The sequence below is a fragment of the Bacillus sp. FSL K6-2841 genome (assembly GCF_037976435.1).
In the GTDB taxonomy this organism is placed as follows: Bacteria; Bacillota; Bacilli; order Bacillales; family Bacillaceae; genus Bacillus; species Bacillus pumilus.
Genome location: NZ_CP150266.1, coordinates 1,129,896 through 1,146,050, shown reverse-complemented (window position 1 = coordinate 1,146,050; position 16,155 = coordinate 1,129,896). Strand labels below are relative to the sequence as shown.

The following is a 16,155-nucleotide window of genomic DNA, read 5'->3' as shown; positions in this document are numbered from 1 at the left end:
CCCCAAATTGAATAATTAGTAATATAAATGCATTTTTATGCGTTTTGGTGTAAAAAAATTTATACCGTCACTGTTTCATTTGCTAAAACATGAGTAATCGCTTTTATTGCTTGATCTATTTCTGCTGTTTCTACATTCAGCGGAGGCAATAACCGAATCACATTCGGACCAGCTGGAAGTACTAGCAATCCTTGTTCTCTCAAAGCTGTGATATAATCCCCCACTGGCTGATGACATTCAATCCCTGTCATCAATCCTTTTCCGCGTACTTCTTTTACGATATTCAGTTGTTTCAGATCTTGCAGCTTTTCTAACAGATAAGCGCCTTTTTCTTTCACTTCTGTCAGAAACTCATCTTTGAAAATGACATCGAGTGTTGCATTCACTGCTGCCATGGCAAGCATGTTGCCACCGAAGGTTGTTCCGTGTGAACCTGGTGAGAATGCGTCTCCTAAAGCCTTTTTCCCGATGATTGCACCGACTGGGAAGCCATTCCCTAATCCTTTTGCAGAAGAGATAATATCAGGATCAAGTCCCGTTTGTTCGTATGCAAATGCTGTTCCTGTACGTCCTATACCCGTTTGAATCTCATCTACGATCAGAAGTGCTTCATGCTTTTGGCAAAACGCTTGAACAGCTTCTAGAAATTCTGTTGTCGCTGGATTTACGCCACCTTCTCCTTGCACAACCTCGAGCATCACCGCTGCCACATTATCGACTTCACATGCGGCAATCGCTTCTGGATCATTAAACGGTACATAATGAAAGCCTTCCAGCATGGGGCCAAAACCCGTTTTGATTTTATCTTGACCTGTAGCAGCCATACCAGCATACGTACGCCCATGAAAAGAGTGCAAAAATGTCACGATGTTTGTTTTCCCTGTTGCTTTACGCGCTAATTTGATCGCACCTTCATTTGCCTCAGCTCCGCTATTACAGAAAAACACGAGATCCCCTGAACTGTTTGCAGCCAGTTTTTCTGCTGCTTTTTCTTGCAGTCCATTTTCAAATAGATTCGATACATGCCAGACGTGATCAAGCTGTTTCTTGATGGCTTGATTGACCTTTGGGTGATTGTGACCGAGATTTGTGACTGCTATGCCTTGTATAAAGTCTAAATATTTTTTCCCATTTGTATCGACTGCCCAAGAACCTGCTGCCTCTTTAATTTCAATATTCCACCGTCCATATGTTTGAAAGAGATGACTCACAGGACCGCCTCCTTTTCCTTCACAATTCTTGTTCCTTTAAAGGTTTCCCCTGTAAAGATACTGCCTTTGCCATTGACGATCATGACTTCATCCACATCTCCTGATAGAGCATTCAAAGCGGATTGTACTTTTGGAATCATTCCCCCGGAAATAATGCCTTCATCAATGAGCGTGAGAGCTTCTTGTTCGGTGACAACATCTAATAATTCACCATTTTTTAAAATGCCTTCGACATCTGTCACAAACATGAGCTTATCAGCTTTCATCGCTCCTGCGACAGCGGATGCTGCTAAATCAGCGTTTACGTTTAACGTTTGGCATTCTTCTGTCATAGACAGTGGTGCAATCACAGGAATAAATTGTTTCTCCATTAATGCTTCTGCCATTTCTGGATGCACTTCTTTGATTTCACCAACGTACCCGTACACGTCTTGATCAAGAAAATCAGCGACAAGCATCCGTCCATCTTTGCCAGACACGCCAACAGATGAGATATCATGCTTTGCGAGCTCTGATACAAAGTATTTATTGACCGTTCCTGAAAGGACCATTTCGGCTACCTCTAATACTGGCTTCGTTGTTTTGCGCTGCCCGTCAACAAATTCTGTTTTCACTTCTAATTTTTGAAGCATGTTCGTGATTTCAGGGCCTCCGCCATGGACGATAGCCAGCTTAAACCCAGCAGCTTGAAGTGAGCGGACATTTTCGTAAAAGGTATCTGAAAGTTCTCGAATGACACTGCCGCCACACTTGAATACGATCGTTTTATCCATGTCTATCTCCTTCATTATGTGCGATAGCTCGCGTTAATTTTCACATAATCATAAGTAAGGTCACAGCCCCATGCCGCTGCTTCACCATTTCCCTCATTCATTTGAATTAAAATCGTGATCTCATCCTGCTCTAGATACGCTTTTGCTTCCTCTTCAGAGAATGGCTGCGGTTCATTATGTTTAAACAGACATTGCCCGCCTAAATACACTTCTACCTCTTGTGGTGTGACTGACGCTGCGCTATGGCCAATCGCTCCGATGATACGCCCCCAGTTGGCGTCGGTGCCATATACGGCTGTTTTCACTAGACTTGAACCGACGATTTTCTTCGCTATGATGCCGGCTTCTAAATGATTTTTAGCACCAGTGACTTGCGCTTCAATTAATTTCGTTGCACCTTCTCCGTCTCTAGCAATATCTTTGGCAAGATCCTCACAAGCTAGCTTTAATCCTTCCTTGAACAATGGCCATTCTGGATGCTCTTCATTTAGAATTTCATTTTCTGCCATGCCATTTGCCATTACGAGTACCATATCGTTTGTCGATGTTTCTCCGTCGACGGTAATTTGATTAAAGGTTACATCTGTAATATCACGAAGTGCGTTTTGCAGAGCTTCTTGTTCGACATTTGCATCTGTTGTCACGAAGCCAAGCATTGTTGCCATGTTCGGATGAATCATACCAGAGCCTTTCGCTGCACCTGAAATGAGAATCTCTTTGCCGTTTATCGTCAGGGTGTATGTTGTGTTTTTAATGACTGTATCTGTTGTTAAGATGGCCTCTTCAAAATGACCATTTCCTGCTTTTGCTTCTTTCAGCTGAGTGATGCCTTTTTTGATTTTATCCATATCCAGACACTCTCCAATGACACCAGTAGAAGAAACAGCAATGTAATCAGGTTCTACCCCTAACATATCTGCGCAGGCTGCCTGCATTTCGTATGCGTCTTTCAAACCTTGCTCACCGGTACATGCATTGGCGATGGCACTATTGACAATGACACCTTTTAATTGCCCTGTCTTTTTTAAGCTTTTCTGAGTGACTTGTAGAGGCGCAGCTTGAAAGTGACTTTGTGTGTATACCGCTGCACTCGCTGCTGGCACTTCACTGACGATCAGTCCAAGGTCTTTTTTTGAATAACGTAATCCAATATGAATCCCCTTTGCTTCAAAGCCTTTTGGTGATGATACGTCACCGTCTATTTTAACAATGCTTTTTTCATTCAATTCGATCATGTTTGTTGTCTCCCTTGTTCTTATGGATAGAGAGGTGTCATTGTGAGGCCCGCCTCTTCATCTAAGCCTTTGATGATGTTGAAGTTTTGAACCGCTTGACCGGCTGCGCCCTTCATGAGATTGTCGATCACAGACACAATTGTGAGTCTGCCTGTACGTTCATCTAAATGAAAGCCAATGTCACAGAAATTACTGCCGTATACTTCCCTTGTTTGCGGATATACTTCGTGATCTCTCACTCTGACAAAATAGGAATCTTCATAAAAGCCTTTCATATGCTTCATCAATTCCTCTTTTGTGATATCTGATTTCAGCTGAGTATACATCGTCGCCATAATCCCCCTTGTCATCGGAACAAGGTGCGTTGAAAATGTAATGTTCGCCGTTTGCGGATTCCATTCTCTTAATATTTGCTCTATTTCAGGTGTATGTTGATGTTCATTTACCTTATAAATTTTGAAGTTGTCGTTTAGCTCTGAAAAATGCGTTCCAAGTGAGGCAGATCGTCCTGCACCGGACACTCCTGTTTTTGCATCTATGATGATCATAGATTCATCGATTAGATTCTGTTTCATCAGCGGTGCTAAACCGAGAAGAACTGCGGTAGGGAAGCACCCTGGGTTTGCAATGACTTCAGCCTGCTCAATCGTTTCACGATTCAATTCCGATAACCCATACACAGCTTGTTGAACAGATGCTTGATCAGCTGCCCTTCGTTTATACCAAGCTTCATAGGTTGCACCGTCTTGAATACGCAAATCACCTGATAAATCAATGATAGGCACTCCTTGGTTCATGAGCTTCGGTGTGAGTTCACTTGATACGCCTGCTGGTGTCGCTAAAAACACAGCATCTGTTTCTCGCACAATGGCAGCAGGATCAATGGCTTTTAATGTTTGATCAGTAATCGTTGTTAGATGCGGATAAGATTGACTGTATAATTGTCCATCACCACTCGATGAATACAATATACATTCATCGACATGTGGATGCTGCTTGAAGATACGAACTAATTCCGCACCACCGTATCCCGTAGCACCTATAATACCTATTTTCAACGTCAATACACCCTCTTGATCTTTGTGAAATTATTTAACATTATAACATGTATAAAAATTAATTCAATTGTATATTTAATATTTCTTTTCATTTTTTTTCATAAAAAAATCCACATATCTTCATAAGACATGCGGATTTATCTTTCATATTTCATCATGATGACTATGAGAGCACTGCATAAATATAATATGGAGCTTGCATAAAAAATGAAATAAACGGTGAAGAAATCTGCAAACAGGCCCCCAAGCATAATGGCTATCGATGAAAAAAGAGCTGTCCAAAAATGATAGCGGCCGACCTCTTTCATTCTTTTGTTCTCTGTTGTCAGTTCCGTGACAAGCAGTTTTTCCCCGTGCTTTTGAAAGCCGCCAAGCGCACCAAGTGCAAGCTGAATCATATACACCTGCTCCACTTCTGTTATATGCGGAAATAGCAGTAAAAGAAATGCCATACCGAACGAATGAATAATTAAAAAGAGCCGCCTGTCAGTAGTTTCGGGCAGTTTTCCTAAGAGTAAATGAATAAACGCTCCACTTAAACCAAACAAGCCATAGGCAAGACCAAACTGTGAATAGCTTGAACCAACATTTTTAATAAAAAGAATGTAAAAAGGGAAAATCAAACTGCTGGCGAAAAACAGCAGGCTTTGTGAGTAGACGAACCATTTCATTGCTTTTGCATTCATTGTGTATTGTACCTTTCATAAAAGTAATTGATAAATCTGCCATCTGGATCTGCTTGCTGTTTCTTTTGGAAGAATACATCGGTTTTAGGATAGGCCCGCTTCATTTGCGCTTTCGTTTGATAAGGCATGTACGGTAAGTAATAGCTTCCATGGTGCCGAAGCGTGATATCTGTCATTTGCCGGATGATCCGCTCTGCTTCTGCCTTCTTTTCTTTCTCAAAACCATAATTCACTAAAAGAACAAGGGCAAACATATCTTCTTTCGCATATGAGAGATCCGCTTTTTCATTTTTTTGTACGTATCGTATCGTAATGTTCATTAAATTCAATTCTTCCTGTTGTAAATAGCTTCTCATGTCATCAATGTACGCACGAAAGCGGTCCACTGGGACGAAATATTCCTGAAGCACATCTGTATCTGACTCATTTTCATATTCTAAAAAAGCAGAATCTGAGCGCATCACATTGTTTCTTGTGATCAACTGATCATTTTGACTTTGGAAATACTTCTTTTGTAAATGCCAGAGCAGATCTTTCCCCATATCAAATCTTCTTGAAAGGCCGAGCATAAATTTGAGTGGCATGACGAGTTGATCCTCTTTCAGCTCTTGATATGATTCGATCTCTTGTTGTGAAGTGAGGGAATAATTCGTTACATACATCTCTTTCAAAAAGTTTGTTTTCGCTGTTGAGATTCTGGCAAGATGCATGCGTACTTCTTTATTTTGTTTGACATGTTTTTGAAAATAATTGCTGTATTCGCGATAATCAAGAGAGGTTGTCTCCATTTTGTATAACTCATCTTTCGTTAACGAAAGCTCAACATCTAAAATGACGCCGAACAAACCATATCCGCCAATCACGGCAGTAAACAAATCATCGCCCGGCTTCACTGTAACGATGTCCCCATCTGCCTGAAGCAGCCTGAAGGAACGAACTGTGTCTATGAGTGAGCCGTAGCGAATGTCACGTCCATGTGCGTTTGCACTGAGAGAACCGCCAATCGTGAAGATATTCTGTGATTGCATGACCTTCACGGCAAGGCCATATGGGTTCACATATGTTTGTATATCATCCCATGTAACGCCGCTTTGGACCCTAATCGTTTTCTTTTTTTCATCAAATGCTAAAATCTGACGGAATTTGGTCATATCGAGCACGATGCCATTTTCATAATACGTGTGGCCACCCATGCTATGCTGTTTCCCTGCAATTGATATCGGCAGGCTTTTTGCTTTCGCTTCTTTTAATACTTCTTTTAAAGTATCTATTTCTTTTCCTTGAACGATTTTTTTTATTTTGACAGGCATGAGATGACTGACATCTGTAAAAGCTTCTAGATCTTGGCTTTTGTGTGCTTGCTCCTCACGAATGGTGATTGACGCAAAAAATGCAGCTGCGTATCCCATGAAAAGAACAATCCATAACCATTTTCGTTTCATTATAGGTACTCCGTTCTATGAAATTACACCCATTATATCGTACTATTCTCTTCCTCCACCTTATTTTTTCATAAAAAATGCCTGGCATGAGTTCAACTCATACCAGGCATTTTTATTTGTGCTTATTGAATACCGAGCGCAATTTTTGCGTATCTTGACATTTTGTCTCGTGTCCAAGGCGGATTCCATACGATGTGAACTTCTGTTTCTTTCACTTCTGGAAGATCACTTAATGCTTTTTTCACTTCATCCACGATAACTGGTGCAAGGGGACACCCCATTGATGTTAAGGTCATCGTGATATCCGCTTTTCCATTCTCATCAAGATCGACATCATAGACAAGTCCAAGGTTGACGATGTCGACATTCAGTTCAGGGTCAATCACCTGTTCTAGGGCGCCTAAAATATTTTCTTTCAATGCTTCATCCATGATATCCACTCCTTTTCCATTAGTATAACGTACTTTTTCTTTTGACTAAACGTTTGTGCTTTTCAGATGTGTCACAAACCACTCAATCGTTTCAAACATTGCTTGTCTTGAGACCTTATGGCCAGCCTGTCCATCTGTGATAAAACGAATCAGGTGCGGATCTTCTTTATATTGGGTTGCTGCCAACTCGTCATAAAGAGCTTTTGCATGTCTGTAAGGGACAACTGGATCGTTTTCTGCATGCCAGAATAACAGCGGTCTTTTGTTTAATCGATCTGTTTGCAGCGTTAAATCATAAGGACGCAGCGCGTCTAATTGCTGATGAACCTCTTCGTCTGTAATCTCTTTCATCAACCCTTTGTGCCGCATGTCCATAATTTGTGCTTGTAGGAATGTCGTATATTTCGGACTGCCCATCAAGCTGACTGCCGCTTTAATCCAATCATGTTTTGCGAGTGCACCAAAGGTCGTGATGCCGCCCATGGAAGTACCTGCAACACCGATCAGATCGGCTTCAATCAAATGTTTTTCTTGAAAGTATGTTTTGAGTATATCGATTTCACGTATTTCGTTCAGGACAATTTCCCAGAACCTTGACGCCAGTTCCTCTAAGCTGAGGTTTTCTGATCTTACACCATGATAAGCACAGTCAGGCAAAATGACTCTCATGCCTTTTTCCGCCAAATGAAAGGCGAAGTGTAAATTGTGCTCGCGTGCACTTGTAAATCCGTGTATAAAAAATACAAGCGGCAGCGGTTTGTCTTTATTTTCAGCTTTTACGATATGTAAAAATGGAATATCGCGCGTAATTTGCTCATCAATGGTGATCACAGCCTATGAATCCTCCTTTATCATTCCCGTCTTTGTTTATTTTAACATGTAGACAACAAAGATGTGATAAAGATACACTATAGGTAGAGGCGCCGCACGAACTGCCTCCTATCACTTACAGATCAAAGGAGATTTTATGGAGACTAAACCTTATCTAATCGCACTTGACCTGGATGGCACGTTATTAAAAGATGATAAAACCATCTCTGCGCATACACTTGACGTCATTCAAAAAGTGAAAGACAGCGGGCATCATGTCTGTATTTCAACCGGCCGGCCATTTCGTTCCAGCTCTCCTTATTATCAGCAATTACAGCTTGATTCACCCATTGTGAATTTTAATGGAGCGTTTGTCCATCATCCTCTTGATGAAAAATGGGGCAGATTTCATACGTCACTTGATCTTCAAGTCGTTAAACAGCTTGTAGACATTAGTGAGGAGTATAAAGTACACAATGTGCTAGCTGAAGTGTTAGACGATTTGTATTTCCATTATCATGATGAGAAACTCATTGATATATTTAATATGAATGCAAATAAAGTGACTGTTGGAGACCTTCGGGACAACCTTGGAGAGAATGTGACGAGCGTGTTAATTCACGCAAAAGAAGAGGACGTTGGAGCTATTCGAAGCTATTTATCAGATGTTCATGCAGAAGTGATTGATCATAGGCGATGGGCTGCCCCGTGGCACGTGATTGAGATCATTAAAACAGGCATGAACAAGGCCGTTGGACTGCAAAAGATCAGTGATTATTACGGCGTTCCACAGGAGCGGATTGTGGCATTCGGAGATGAAGACAATGATTTAGAAATGCTTGAATTTGCCGGATGCGGTGTGGCAATGGGCAACGGAATTGATGCCGTGAAACGTGTCTCAAATGAAGTCACTGATACGAATGAACAAGATGGGATTGCAAAGTTTCTAACGAATTACTTCTCGCTTTAATTTTTCCATTCATACATAGCAGATGGAAGCGGGCATACTACCGTTAGACAGGTTGTCCTGTCAGCTTGTGTAAAGGGGCGGATTCCGAATGGGTAAAAGAAGCAAATCGAAACGCTTTATACAACAAGGTAAAGATTCAGTCAGTCTGCATGATGCACGTTTTCCTTATCGTTCTACACTTGAAGAAGTGTCAGACAAAGAAAATATGAAGACTGATGCTTCTGGAGGTTCATTGTGAGAAACGAACTTTTTGATCAAGCCAAATCATTTACTGAAGAAGCCCTTACTTCTTCATTTTCATCTGGGTTAGAGCGTCAACAGGCGGTCAAACGAGCCAAAAATGCCGTATCTTCTGCATTTGCCAATTCGACAGATGCAGAAAGAAACCAGCTACACACCTTCCAAGACTTGCTCGATGATCTCTAACATAAAAGAAGCTGTCCATTAAGGACAGCTTTTTCTGATTCTCATGAAGCTGAAAGCACTTATTTCACTTGGAATGTTTTCTTTTCCGTGATTTGCTTCAGCCCTTCTGCTTTTCCTTTAAATGTGACGACCGCTTCATACGTTCCCGGCTTGACACCATTTGACCACGTATCTTGAAAATCATAGGCTTCGCCTTTCTTTAGCACAAACGATTGGATGGCCTGAGTGAACATACGGTCTTTTGAATAGCGGTATTGTTCATTTCCGCTTTCGTCATACACACTGAGCTCGAATTTTTGGCTTGTGTTAAAGGTAAATTCAATATCTCGATCTGATTCATTTTTCAGTGACATGTTAAATTGAACCGAAGAACCTTTCTGGACGGGGTCTACTGTGAGTACAACCGTTTTTTCTCCCATTTGACCGGATACCTCCTTGTCTGGTTCATCCTTTTTTTGTTGTCCACAAGCGGTTAAAATCAATACAACGAGAAGAAGCACCAACCCTTTTTTCATACGCTACCCACCTTTTAATCTCGTCTGAAAAATCCAAGAATATTAGTTGTTTGCACAATATTTGTAAAAGCTTTTGGATCGACTTCTTTAATAATTTGTTCAAGTTCATACAGCTCATACCTTGTAATGACGATCACCATCATTTCTTTTGGCTCGTTGGTAAAAGCCCCCTTTGCAGGTACCGTCGTAATGCCTCTGACCATTTTTCCATAAATGGCTTCCTTGATTTCATCAGCCTTCTTTGTCACAATCATCGCGGTCAGCTTCTCATGTCTTGTATGGATGGCATCAATGACCCTTGTGGTCACATATAATGTGACAAGGGTATATAATGCTTTCTCCCAACCTTGTAATAATCCTGCTGTAAAAATGATGATACCATTTAAAATGAAGAAATACGTACCGACTGGTTTATCCTTCCACTTCGCCAAGATCATGGCTATGATGTCGAGTCCGCCTGTCGATGCCCCAAATTTGAGCGTGATCCCAATCCCTACTGCGGATATCACGCCGCCAAACACAGCATTTAGTAAAATATCATGTGAAACACTCGTTTCTGGTAAGATGCCGAGGAAAATGGTCGTCAGGGCAACACTGATGATGCTGTAAAACGTAAAGGAACGGCCCACTTTCATCCAGCCTAAAATGCCGACTGGAATATTTAAAATAAATAATAGAATTCCTGTGGATACATAAAATGGGGCATATTGATCCATTAAGCTGGATAACAGCTGGGCTACCCCTGTAAACCCGCTCGCGTATACATCAGCTGGGATTAAGAATAAATTCAGTCCAATCGCATTGAGCAGTGCACCAATGACGACGACAATGAGTTTTTTTGCTTCTCCGATGAACATATTGTCATTCCTCCACTTACCATTCTCTCTATGGTTTTCCCTAAAATTTAGAATTTGAACACGAAAAAGTGATTTCTGTGATATAGTTAGGCTAAAAAGTTGCAAAATATGGCTGATTTTTTTAGAAAGAAGGGATTTTGATGACTGTTCATATCATAGCAGACAGTGCTGCTGATCTGCCTCTTTCTTATTATGATGAACATAACATGACGCTTATTCCGCTCCGTGTATTGCTTGGCGAAGAGGAATTTGAAGATTTGATCACCATTGAACCAAAACAAGTATTTGATGCGATGAGACAAGGCGCCAGCCCAAAAACGTCACAAGCTTCACCAAACCGAATCAAAGAAGCCTTTGTTTCTCTCGCACAAAACCATACATCTGCAATCTATGTTGCCTTTTCATCAGAGCTTTCCGGTACATACCAAACGGCTGTGATGATGGCAAACGAAGTGAAGGAAGAATACCCTGATTTTGATTTACGAATCATTGATTCTAAATGTGCTTCACTCGGCTATGGGCTTGCTGTCAAACACGCTCAATCACTTGCTATTGACGGAAATACAATACAAGAAATTGAAACGTCTGTAAAGCATTTTTGCGAATCTTTACAACATATTTTTACTGTAGACGATTTATCGTATTTAGCAAGAGGCGGAAGAATCAGTAAAGCGTCCGCATTTGTTGGTGGTTTATTGAGTATTAAGCCCATTTTACACGTCGAGGACGGAAAGCTCATCCCCCTTGAGAAAATCCGCGGACGTAAAAAGCTGTTGAAACGCATTATTGAACTGATGAAAGAACGTGGAACGGATTGGTCAAATCAAACTGTTGGCATTAGTCATGGTGATGATCCTGCACTTGCAGAAGACATGAGAGAATTGATTGAAGCCGAATTTCATCCAAAGGAAATTGATATTCAGATTGTCGGCGCAGCTGTTGGGTCCCATTCAGGACCAGGCACGCTTGCCATCTTCTTTACAGGCAAACCATCATAAAAAGCACCCTTCCCTGACACATCACGGGAAGGGTGCTTTTCTTATGACTTATGAAAGTTTAAAACGGTGGACGGTTTCATTTAGCCTTGCCGTCATACTCATGAGTTCTTCTACTTGTTTGTTCATTTGATGGAATGATTGCAGCTGTTCATTGGCAGAGGCAGAAATTTCTTCACTGCCAGCTGCTGTTTCTTCTACAACCGCACTAATATTTTCAATCGAGTTGAGCACTTGTCCGCCAAGCTCTGTTGATTGAACAATTTGGTCATTTAAGACCGCCATTTCTTGTTTAATGTGCTGCGCTTTTGTTTCTATATCTTCAAAGGAGTGTGAGGTTTTGTCCATCGCATCCTGCTGCTGAAGTGAAAGCTTGACTCCTTCTTTGACAGTTTGACTAATGGATTGAATGCCTCTTTCAATATGACTGACCATATCAAAGATTTGTCTTGTAGCGTTAGATGATTCGTCGGCAAGCTTACGAATTTCATCTGCGACAACGGCAAAGCCTTTTCCAGCCTCACCTGCTCTTGCCGCTTCGATCGCCGCATTTAGCGAAAGTAAGTTTGTCTGATCCGCAATGTCAGAAACTGTTTTGGCCATAGCCGAGATCCCGCTGGCATATTGCGTGAATTCTCCTGCCGACTGTTCGATTTGTCTTGTGGCATGTGTGTTTTTTTCAATCGCCGTTTTGGTTTCTGTTAACGTGTGCTTTCCACTTTCTACTGCTTCTATCGCGTCCGCTGTACTTTGGATGACTGTTTGTGAACGTTCGGAATTTTTACGTCCATGCTGATCCATCTTTTCAATCAAGCTGACGCCATGCTGGAGATCCTCTGAAATGGCTTGTGACCCATTTGCCATCTCGTCTGTCGAGACAGATACTTGATTTGCAGATTCCATCAGCTTTTTGTTTTCATCATCTAACTGGATCGAGAATGTCTCTACTTGACTTGAGACATTACTGATTTCTTTAATCAAACTAATCAGTTGATCTGTCATTTGATTAAAGGATTCATTCAAGCCGCCGATTTCATCCTTACGCTGAATGTCCATCCGCTCGACAGCAAGGTTGCCTTCTGCGATCTGCTTCGCTCTGTAGGAAAGTGATTTAATTGGTGTCACGATGGATCTTGTTAATCCAATATTTAAAAAGACAGCAATGACGATCAGTGTAAGGGCTGCGACGAGTGCACTTGTGATGATCCATTGCACATTATCCGCTGTATTCTCTAGATTTTGTTTATACGCTTCTTCCGCTCTTTTATTCATTGTATGCACGTCGTTTAAGACGCCATCAATTCTTGCTGCTACCCGCCTTGCATCTGATGCATTTTTTTCACCAATGGCGCCATTCGCTTCCTTGGTCCACGTATCATATTTTGCATTTAACCTTGTTAGTGCATCTTTATTGATATTACCTGCATTTTTGTTTAACGTTTGCAGCTGTTTTTTTGCTGTAGAAATATCGGTTTGAACAACTTCTAGCTGTTCATCAGACAGTGTCATTGAGTAATTGGTCATGGCTTGTTCGACACTTTCAAAGCTTGCTTTTGTTTTTTGAACGTTTAATAAGGTTTGAACTTCTGTTTCATTTGATGATTGGATCTTTGTCATACTAACAATGATAAAGGCGATGACGCCAACTGCTAAAAGAAGTGAGACGAGTGAGTTGAGTAAAATTTTGATGCGCAAGCTCATGATGCGTCCCCCTCTTCTTTTAGCAATTTCTGCTTCAGTTCATTTACTTTTTTGGTCAATGCTTCAGCATTCTTCAGCACCCGAATTCTTGCCATGTCGATTCCGTCATTGCTTAAGTCGTAAATAACATGCCCATTTTTGATTTTGTTGCTCTTGACGAGCTGTTCGCTGAATTGATAGACCACTTCGTCAACTTTTTTTACCATGGACGAAATCACCGCTTTTTCAGCGGTGTAGTACTGATCACTATCTACACCAATGGCATACTTGCCCTCTGATTGTGCTTCTTTTAATACACCAACACCTGTATAGCCTGCTGCGGCATATAAAACATCTGCTTTCTTTTTGATCATGTCTTTGGCTATTTTACTGCCTTTGCCCGCATCACTAAACGTATTGGCATAGGTGGATAAGATCTTAATTTTCGGATTCACTGATTTGGCGCCTTTTTGGAACCCCTTTTCAAAACGATGAATCACATCCGCATCGACACCGCCAACAAATCCAATGACATCACTTTTCGTTGTCATCGCAGCAAGTGCGCCTGCTAAATAGCTGCCCTGCTCTTCTTTAAACGTCACGGAGGTTACGTTTTTTAGCTCAGATACAGCATCAATGAGCAAGAACTGCTTCTTCGGATATTTCTTTGCGACTTTTTCTAAGTCTTCTTGCATACTAAAGCCTACCCCGATGACGAGGTCATTGCCAGCTTTTACGAGCTCGGTCAGCCCTTTTTCATATGTATCGGTTTCTGCAATTTCTCTATAATCAAATTCAATTCCTAGGTCATCACGTGCTTTTTCTAATCCTTTAAATGACGAATCGTTAAATGATTGATCACCAAGACCATCATCTGTGAGCATAACGCCAATATGCTTCGCATTTGATGCTGGTGGTTTCCCTTGTTGATTGCTGCATGCAGCTAACACCATAAGCATGGCTACCAACAGAAGTAATGAAATTTTCACTTTCATCCAAACACACACTCCTTTTATCATCCTTACTCCTTTCTTATCGGATTTGAGAGGCGTTGTTTCAATGATTATGTGAAGGTTTTCCAGATTTTTTATGACTTTTTTCACTGAAAAAAACCATTATTTATAACAAATATAAAAAAAGGGATAAAATCATCATGATTTTATCCCTTTTTCTTCATTTCAGTGTAATGTGAAAACCCATGAGGTTAGAGTTCTCTTTCACGCTGCTCATTTTTTCTCGTATGTCCAGCCCTCTTTTTGGTAGACTAGGCCGTTTTTCATCAAATGACCTAATGCTCGTTTAAAGGCTGCCTTGCTCATTTGGAATCGTTCGCGGATGTCTTCTGGATCACTTTTGTCTCCATAAGGCATAGCGCCATTTCTCGTTCGCATATAGGTTAAGATTTCTTCTGCATCGACAGATAACGCTTCCTGTTTTCTAGGAAGCAGAGACACGTTTACGGTTCCATCCTCTTTCACTGCAATGACGCGTCCTGTCACGGTCGATCCTAATCTTGGTTCTTCCTTTCGTTCCGTACGGTGGATAAACCCTCGCACGCCTGTATCTGTCAGCATAAACGAGCCTGTCGCAATTAAGCGGTAAATCGTTCCAGTGATTTCTTTGTTCATTAAGGTTTCAGGTGCCTCAGTAAACAATTCACTGATCACATCTTCAGTGGCTGGCTTTGCGAACATTCTGCCGTAGCTTGTGACTTTCAGCATACAGTAAAGTTTGTCTCCTTTTTTCGGCCATGCTTCCTCAAAAGGCGGTAGATGTTCTGTTGCAACTAGTGCATCCTTTGAAAGCCCGACATCCACAAATGCACCCATGTCTTCTACGACGTCTACGACTTCTACCCAGCCATATGTATGCACATTGATTGAAGGTATTTTCATCGTCGCAGCTAGTCTTTCTTCATGATCTACGTATAAGTAGACCTCTACTTCATCCTGGTCACCAATATCTTCTGTCATTTCACTGCGGTGCAAAAGGACCGAATCTTCTCCATCTGTCAAAAAGTAACCGTATTCCATCTCGTTCTCTATTTGCAAGGTCAGTTGCTCACCTGGTCTCATGTTCTCTTCCTTCCTATCTGCTCTTAAAAGAGCGTTCGTTCATCTTTTGATTCACTTTATTCTACTATACTTCTCCTCACATGAACATCTCTAGTTCTGTTAGCTAAAGTGGACAAACCGAACACGATTTATACCGCTACTGGCAGAACTCTTTGACTCGTCTCTTCGATAAAGTTTCTTCTTCCCCACGTTGCATGATAAAATAGACGCAATATCTATACATGGAGGTCATGTGTTATGGCAAAAGAAAGCTCATTTGACATTGTATCGAAGGTGGAACTGCCAGAGGTGCAAAACGCCGTTCAAGCAGCGCTCAAGGAAATTAAAAACCGTTATGATTTTAAAGGAAGTAAAAGTGATATTTCTCTTGAAAAAGAAGAGCTCGTTCTCATCTCTGATGATGACTTCAAGCTGGAGCAGCTAAAAGATGTCCTTGTGTCAAAGCTGATTAAACGAAACGTTCCAACTAAAAACATCGATTACGGAAAAACTGAGCATGCCCTTGGCGGAACAGTGCGCCAGCGCGCGAAACTGATCAGCGGAATTGATCAAGACAACGCTAAAAAGATCAATGCACTCATTAAGCAATCTGGCATCAAAGTGAAGTCACAATTTCAAGATGACCAAGTGCGTGTAACAGGGAAAAATAAAGATGATTTACAAGAGGTTATCTCTCTTATGCGCAAGGCAGATTTACCGATTGACGTTCAATTTATAAATTTTCGATAAATTTCAAATTTTCCATTGATTATTTCCGATTTTTTCGATACAGTGGATGGAAGTTCAATTCATTGACATGTTCATATCGCTTTCTTATCAAGAGAGGCAGAGGGACTGGCCCTGTGAAGCCTCAGCAACCGGTGTAGTAGAAAAATATTTTCTATGACCAAGGTGCTAAATCCAGCAAGCAACTGCTTGGAAGATAAGAAGAAGAATAACGATACAGCCAAAAAGTCTTCTTCTTATCAGAAGGCTTTTTTTGTTACATAGA

At 41.2% G+C, this 16,155-nt stretch carries 18 protein-coding genes and 1 riboswitch; of the genes, 5 read left to right on the top strand and 13 right to left on the bottom strand.

All coding sequences use genetic code 11. The features are described 5' to 3' along the window. Positions 1-59 precede the first annotated feature (59 nt). From MHH68_RS05570 to MHH68_RS05535, 8 genes are all read right to left on the bottom strand, one after another. Positions 60-1,211, bottom strand: a complete 1,152-nt coding sequence (locus tag MHH68_RS05570) for an acetylornithine transaminase (RefSeq protein ID WP_058014319.1) — start codon at positions 1,209-1,211, stop codon at positions 60-62. Next, the gene (gene argB / locus MHH68_RS05565) at positions 1,208-1,984 is read right to left on the bottom strand and encodes an acetylglutamate kinase (protein WP_058014320.1); all 777 of its coding nucleotides are present in this window, start codon (positions 1,982-1,984) and stop codon (positions 1,208-1,210) included. The genes MHH68_RS05570 and argB overlap by 4 nt, the downstream gene beginning before the upstream one ends. 14 nt (positions 1,985-1,998) lie before the next feature. Next, a complete protein-coding gene (gene argJ, locus MHH68_RS05560; protein WP_339165482.1) occupies positions 1,999-3,219 on the bottom strand; it encodes a bifunctional ornithine acetyltransferase/N-acetylglutamate synthase in 1,221 nt (406 codons plus the stop codon). A 20-nt stretch (positions 3,220-3,239) separates the two neighbouring features. Beyond that, positions 3,240-4,277, bottom strand: coding sequence for an N-acetyl-gamma-glutamyl-phosphate reductase (gene argC, locus MHH68_RS05555; protein WP_058014496.1), 1,038 nt, complete (start codon positions 4,275-4,277; stop codon positions 3,240-3,242). Positions 4,278-4,414: 137 nt separating this feature from the next. Continuing rightward, complete coding sequence (locus MHH68_RS05550; protein ID WP_012009539.1) at positions 4,415-4,963, bottom strand: MFS transporter; 549 nt, start codon at positions 4,961-4,963, stop codon at positions 4,415-4,417. Continuing rightward, positions 4,960-6,405: an FAD-binding oxidoreductase gene (locus MHH68_RS05545; protein ID WP_339165479.1), complete on the bottom strand. Its 1,446-nt coding sequence runs from the start codon at positions 6,403-6,405 to the stop codon at positions 4,960-4,962. The genes MHH68_RS05550 and MHH68_RS05545 overlap by 4 nt, the downstream gene beginning before the upstream one ends. 122 nt (positions 6,406-6,527) lie before the next feature. Then, the gene (locus MHH68_RS05540) at positions 6,528-6,836 is read right to left on the bottom strand and encodes a metal-sulfur cluster assembly factor (protein ID WP_003211530.1); all 309 of its coding nucleotides are present in this window, start codon (positions 6,834-6,836) and stop codon (positions 6,528-6,530) included. Between the two features lie 45 nt (positions 6,837-6,881). Then, on the bottom strand, positions 6,882-7,667 hold the full coding sequence (locus tag MHH68_RS05535) for an alpha/beta fold hydrolase (RefSeq protein WP_058014323.1): 786 nt from the start codon (positions 7,665-7,667) through the stop codon (positions 6,882-6,884). Positions 7,668-7,803: 136 nt separating this feature from the next. Between MHH68_RS05535 and MHH68_RS05530 the strand changes: the two genes are divergently transcribed. From MHH68_RS05530 to MHH68_RS05520, 3 genes are all read left to right on the top strand, one after another. Then, positions 7,804-8,616 carry a Cof-type HAD-IIB family hydrolase gene (locus MHH68_RS05530; RefSeq protein ID WP_117729925.1) on the top strand — a complete coding sequence of 271 codons (813 nt, stop codon included), beginning with the start codon at positions 7,804-7,806 and terminating at the stop codon, positions 8,614-8,616. Positions 8,617-8,704: 88 nt separating this feature from the next. Further along, positions 8,705-8,854, top strand: coding sequence for a hypothetical protein (locus MHH68_RS05525; protein WP_058014325.1), 150 nt, complete (start codon positions 8,705-8,707; stop codon positions 8,852-8,854). After that, a complete protein-coding gene (locus MHH68_RS05520) occupies positions 8,851-9,042 on the top strand; it encodes a DUF3813 domain-containing protein (RefSeq protein WP_024425070.1) in 192 nt (63 codons plus the stop codon). The genes MHH68_RS05525 and MHH68_RS05520 overlap by 4 nt, the downstream gene beginning before the upstream one ends. A 59-nt stretch (positions 9,043-9,101) precedes the next feature. On the opposite strand, the gene MHH68_RS05515 is transcribed toward MHH68_RS05520, so the two are convergent. Further along, entirely contained in the window at positions 9,102-9,557 is a 456-nt protein-coding gene (locus tag MHH68_RS05515) for a BsuPI-related putative proteinase inhibitor (RefSeq protein WP_144462354.1), read from the bottom strand. Between the two features lie 14 nt (positions 9,558-9,571). Beyond that, positions 9,572-10,414, bottom strand: a complete 843-nt coding sequence (locus MHH68_RS05510) for a YitT family protein (protein WP_003211320.1) — start codon at positions 10,412-10,414, stop codon at positions 9,572-9,574. A 140-nt stretch (positions 10,415-10,554) separates the two neighbouring features. Between MHH68_RS05510 and MHH68_RS05505 the strand changes: the two genes are divergently transcribed. After that, the gene (locus MHH68_RS05505) at positions 10,555-11,412 is read left to right on the top strand and encodes a DegV family protein (RefSeq protein WP_061407345.1); all 858 of its coding nucleotides are present in this window, start codon (positions 10,555-10,557) and stop codon (positions 11,410-11,412) included. Between the two features lie 48 nt (positions 11,413-11,460). Here MHH68_RS05505 and MHH68_RS05500 read toward each other — a convergent pair whose 3' ends face one another. The 3 genes from MHH68_RS05500 to MHH68_RS05490 form a co-directional block, all read right to left on the bottom strand. After that, positions 11,461-13,110 carry a methyl-accepting chemotaxis protein gene (locus MHH68_RS05500; RefSeq protein ID WP_058014328.1) on the bottom strand — a complete coding sequence of 550 codons (1,650 nt, stop codon included), beginning with the start codon at positions 13,108-13,110 and terminating at the stop codon, positions 11,461-11,463. After that, positions 13,107-14,084: a BMP family ABC transporter substrate-binding protein gene (locus tag MHH68_RS05495; protein ID WP_268498104.1), complete on the bottom strand. Its 978-nt coding sequence runs from the start codon at positions 14,082-14,084 to the stop codon at positions 13,107-13,109. Before MHH68_RS05495 ends, MHH68_RS05500 begins: the two co-directional genes overlap by 4 nt. A 231-nt stretch (positions 14,085-14,315) precedes the next feature. Beyond that, entirely contained in the window at positions 14,316-15,164 is an 849-nt protein-coding gene (locus MHH68_RS05490; RefSeq protein WP_339165474.1) for a S1 RNA-binding domain-containing protein, read from the bottom strand. A gap of 237 nt (positions 15,165-15,401) precedes the next feature. On the opposite strand from MHH68_RS05490, the gene MHH68_RS05485 reads away from it, so the two are divergent. Beyond that, the gene (locus MHH68_RS05485) at positions 15,402-15,893 is read left to right on the top strand and encodes a YajQ family cyclic di-GMP-binding protein (RefSeq protein ID WP_003211707.1); all 492 of its coding nucleotides are present in this window, start codon (positions 15,402-15,404) and stop codon (positions 15,891-15,893) included. Positions 15,894-15,974: 81 nt separating this feature from the next. Further along, positions 15,975-16,093: riboswitch (SAM riboswitch) on the top strand. The last annotated feature ends 62 nt before the right edge of the window (positions 16,094-16,155 follow it).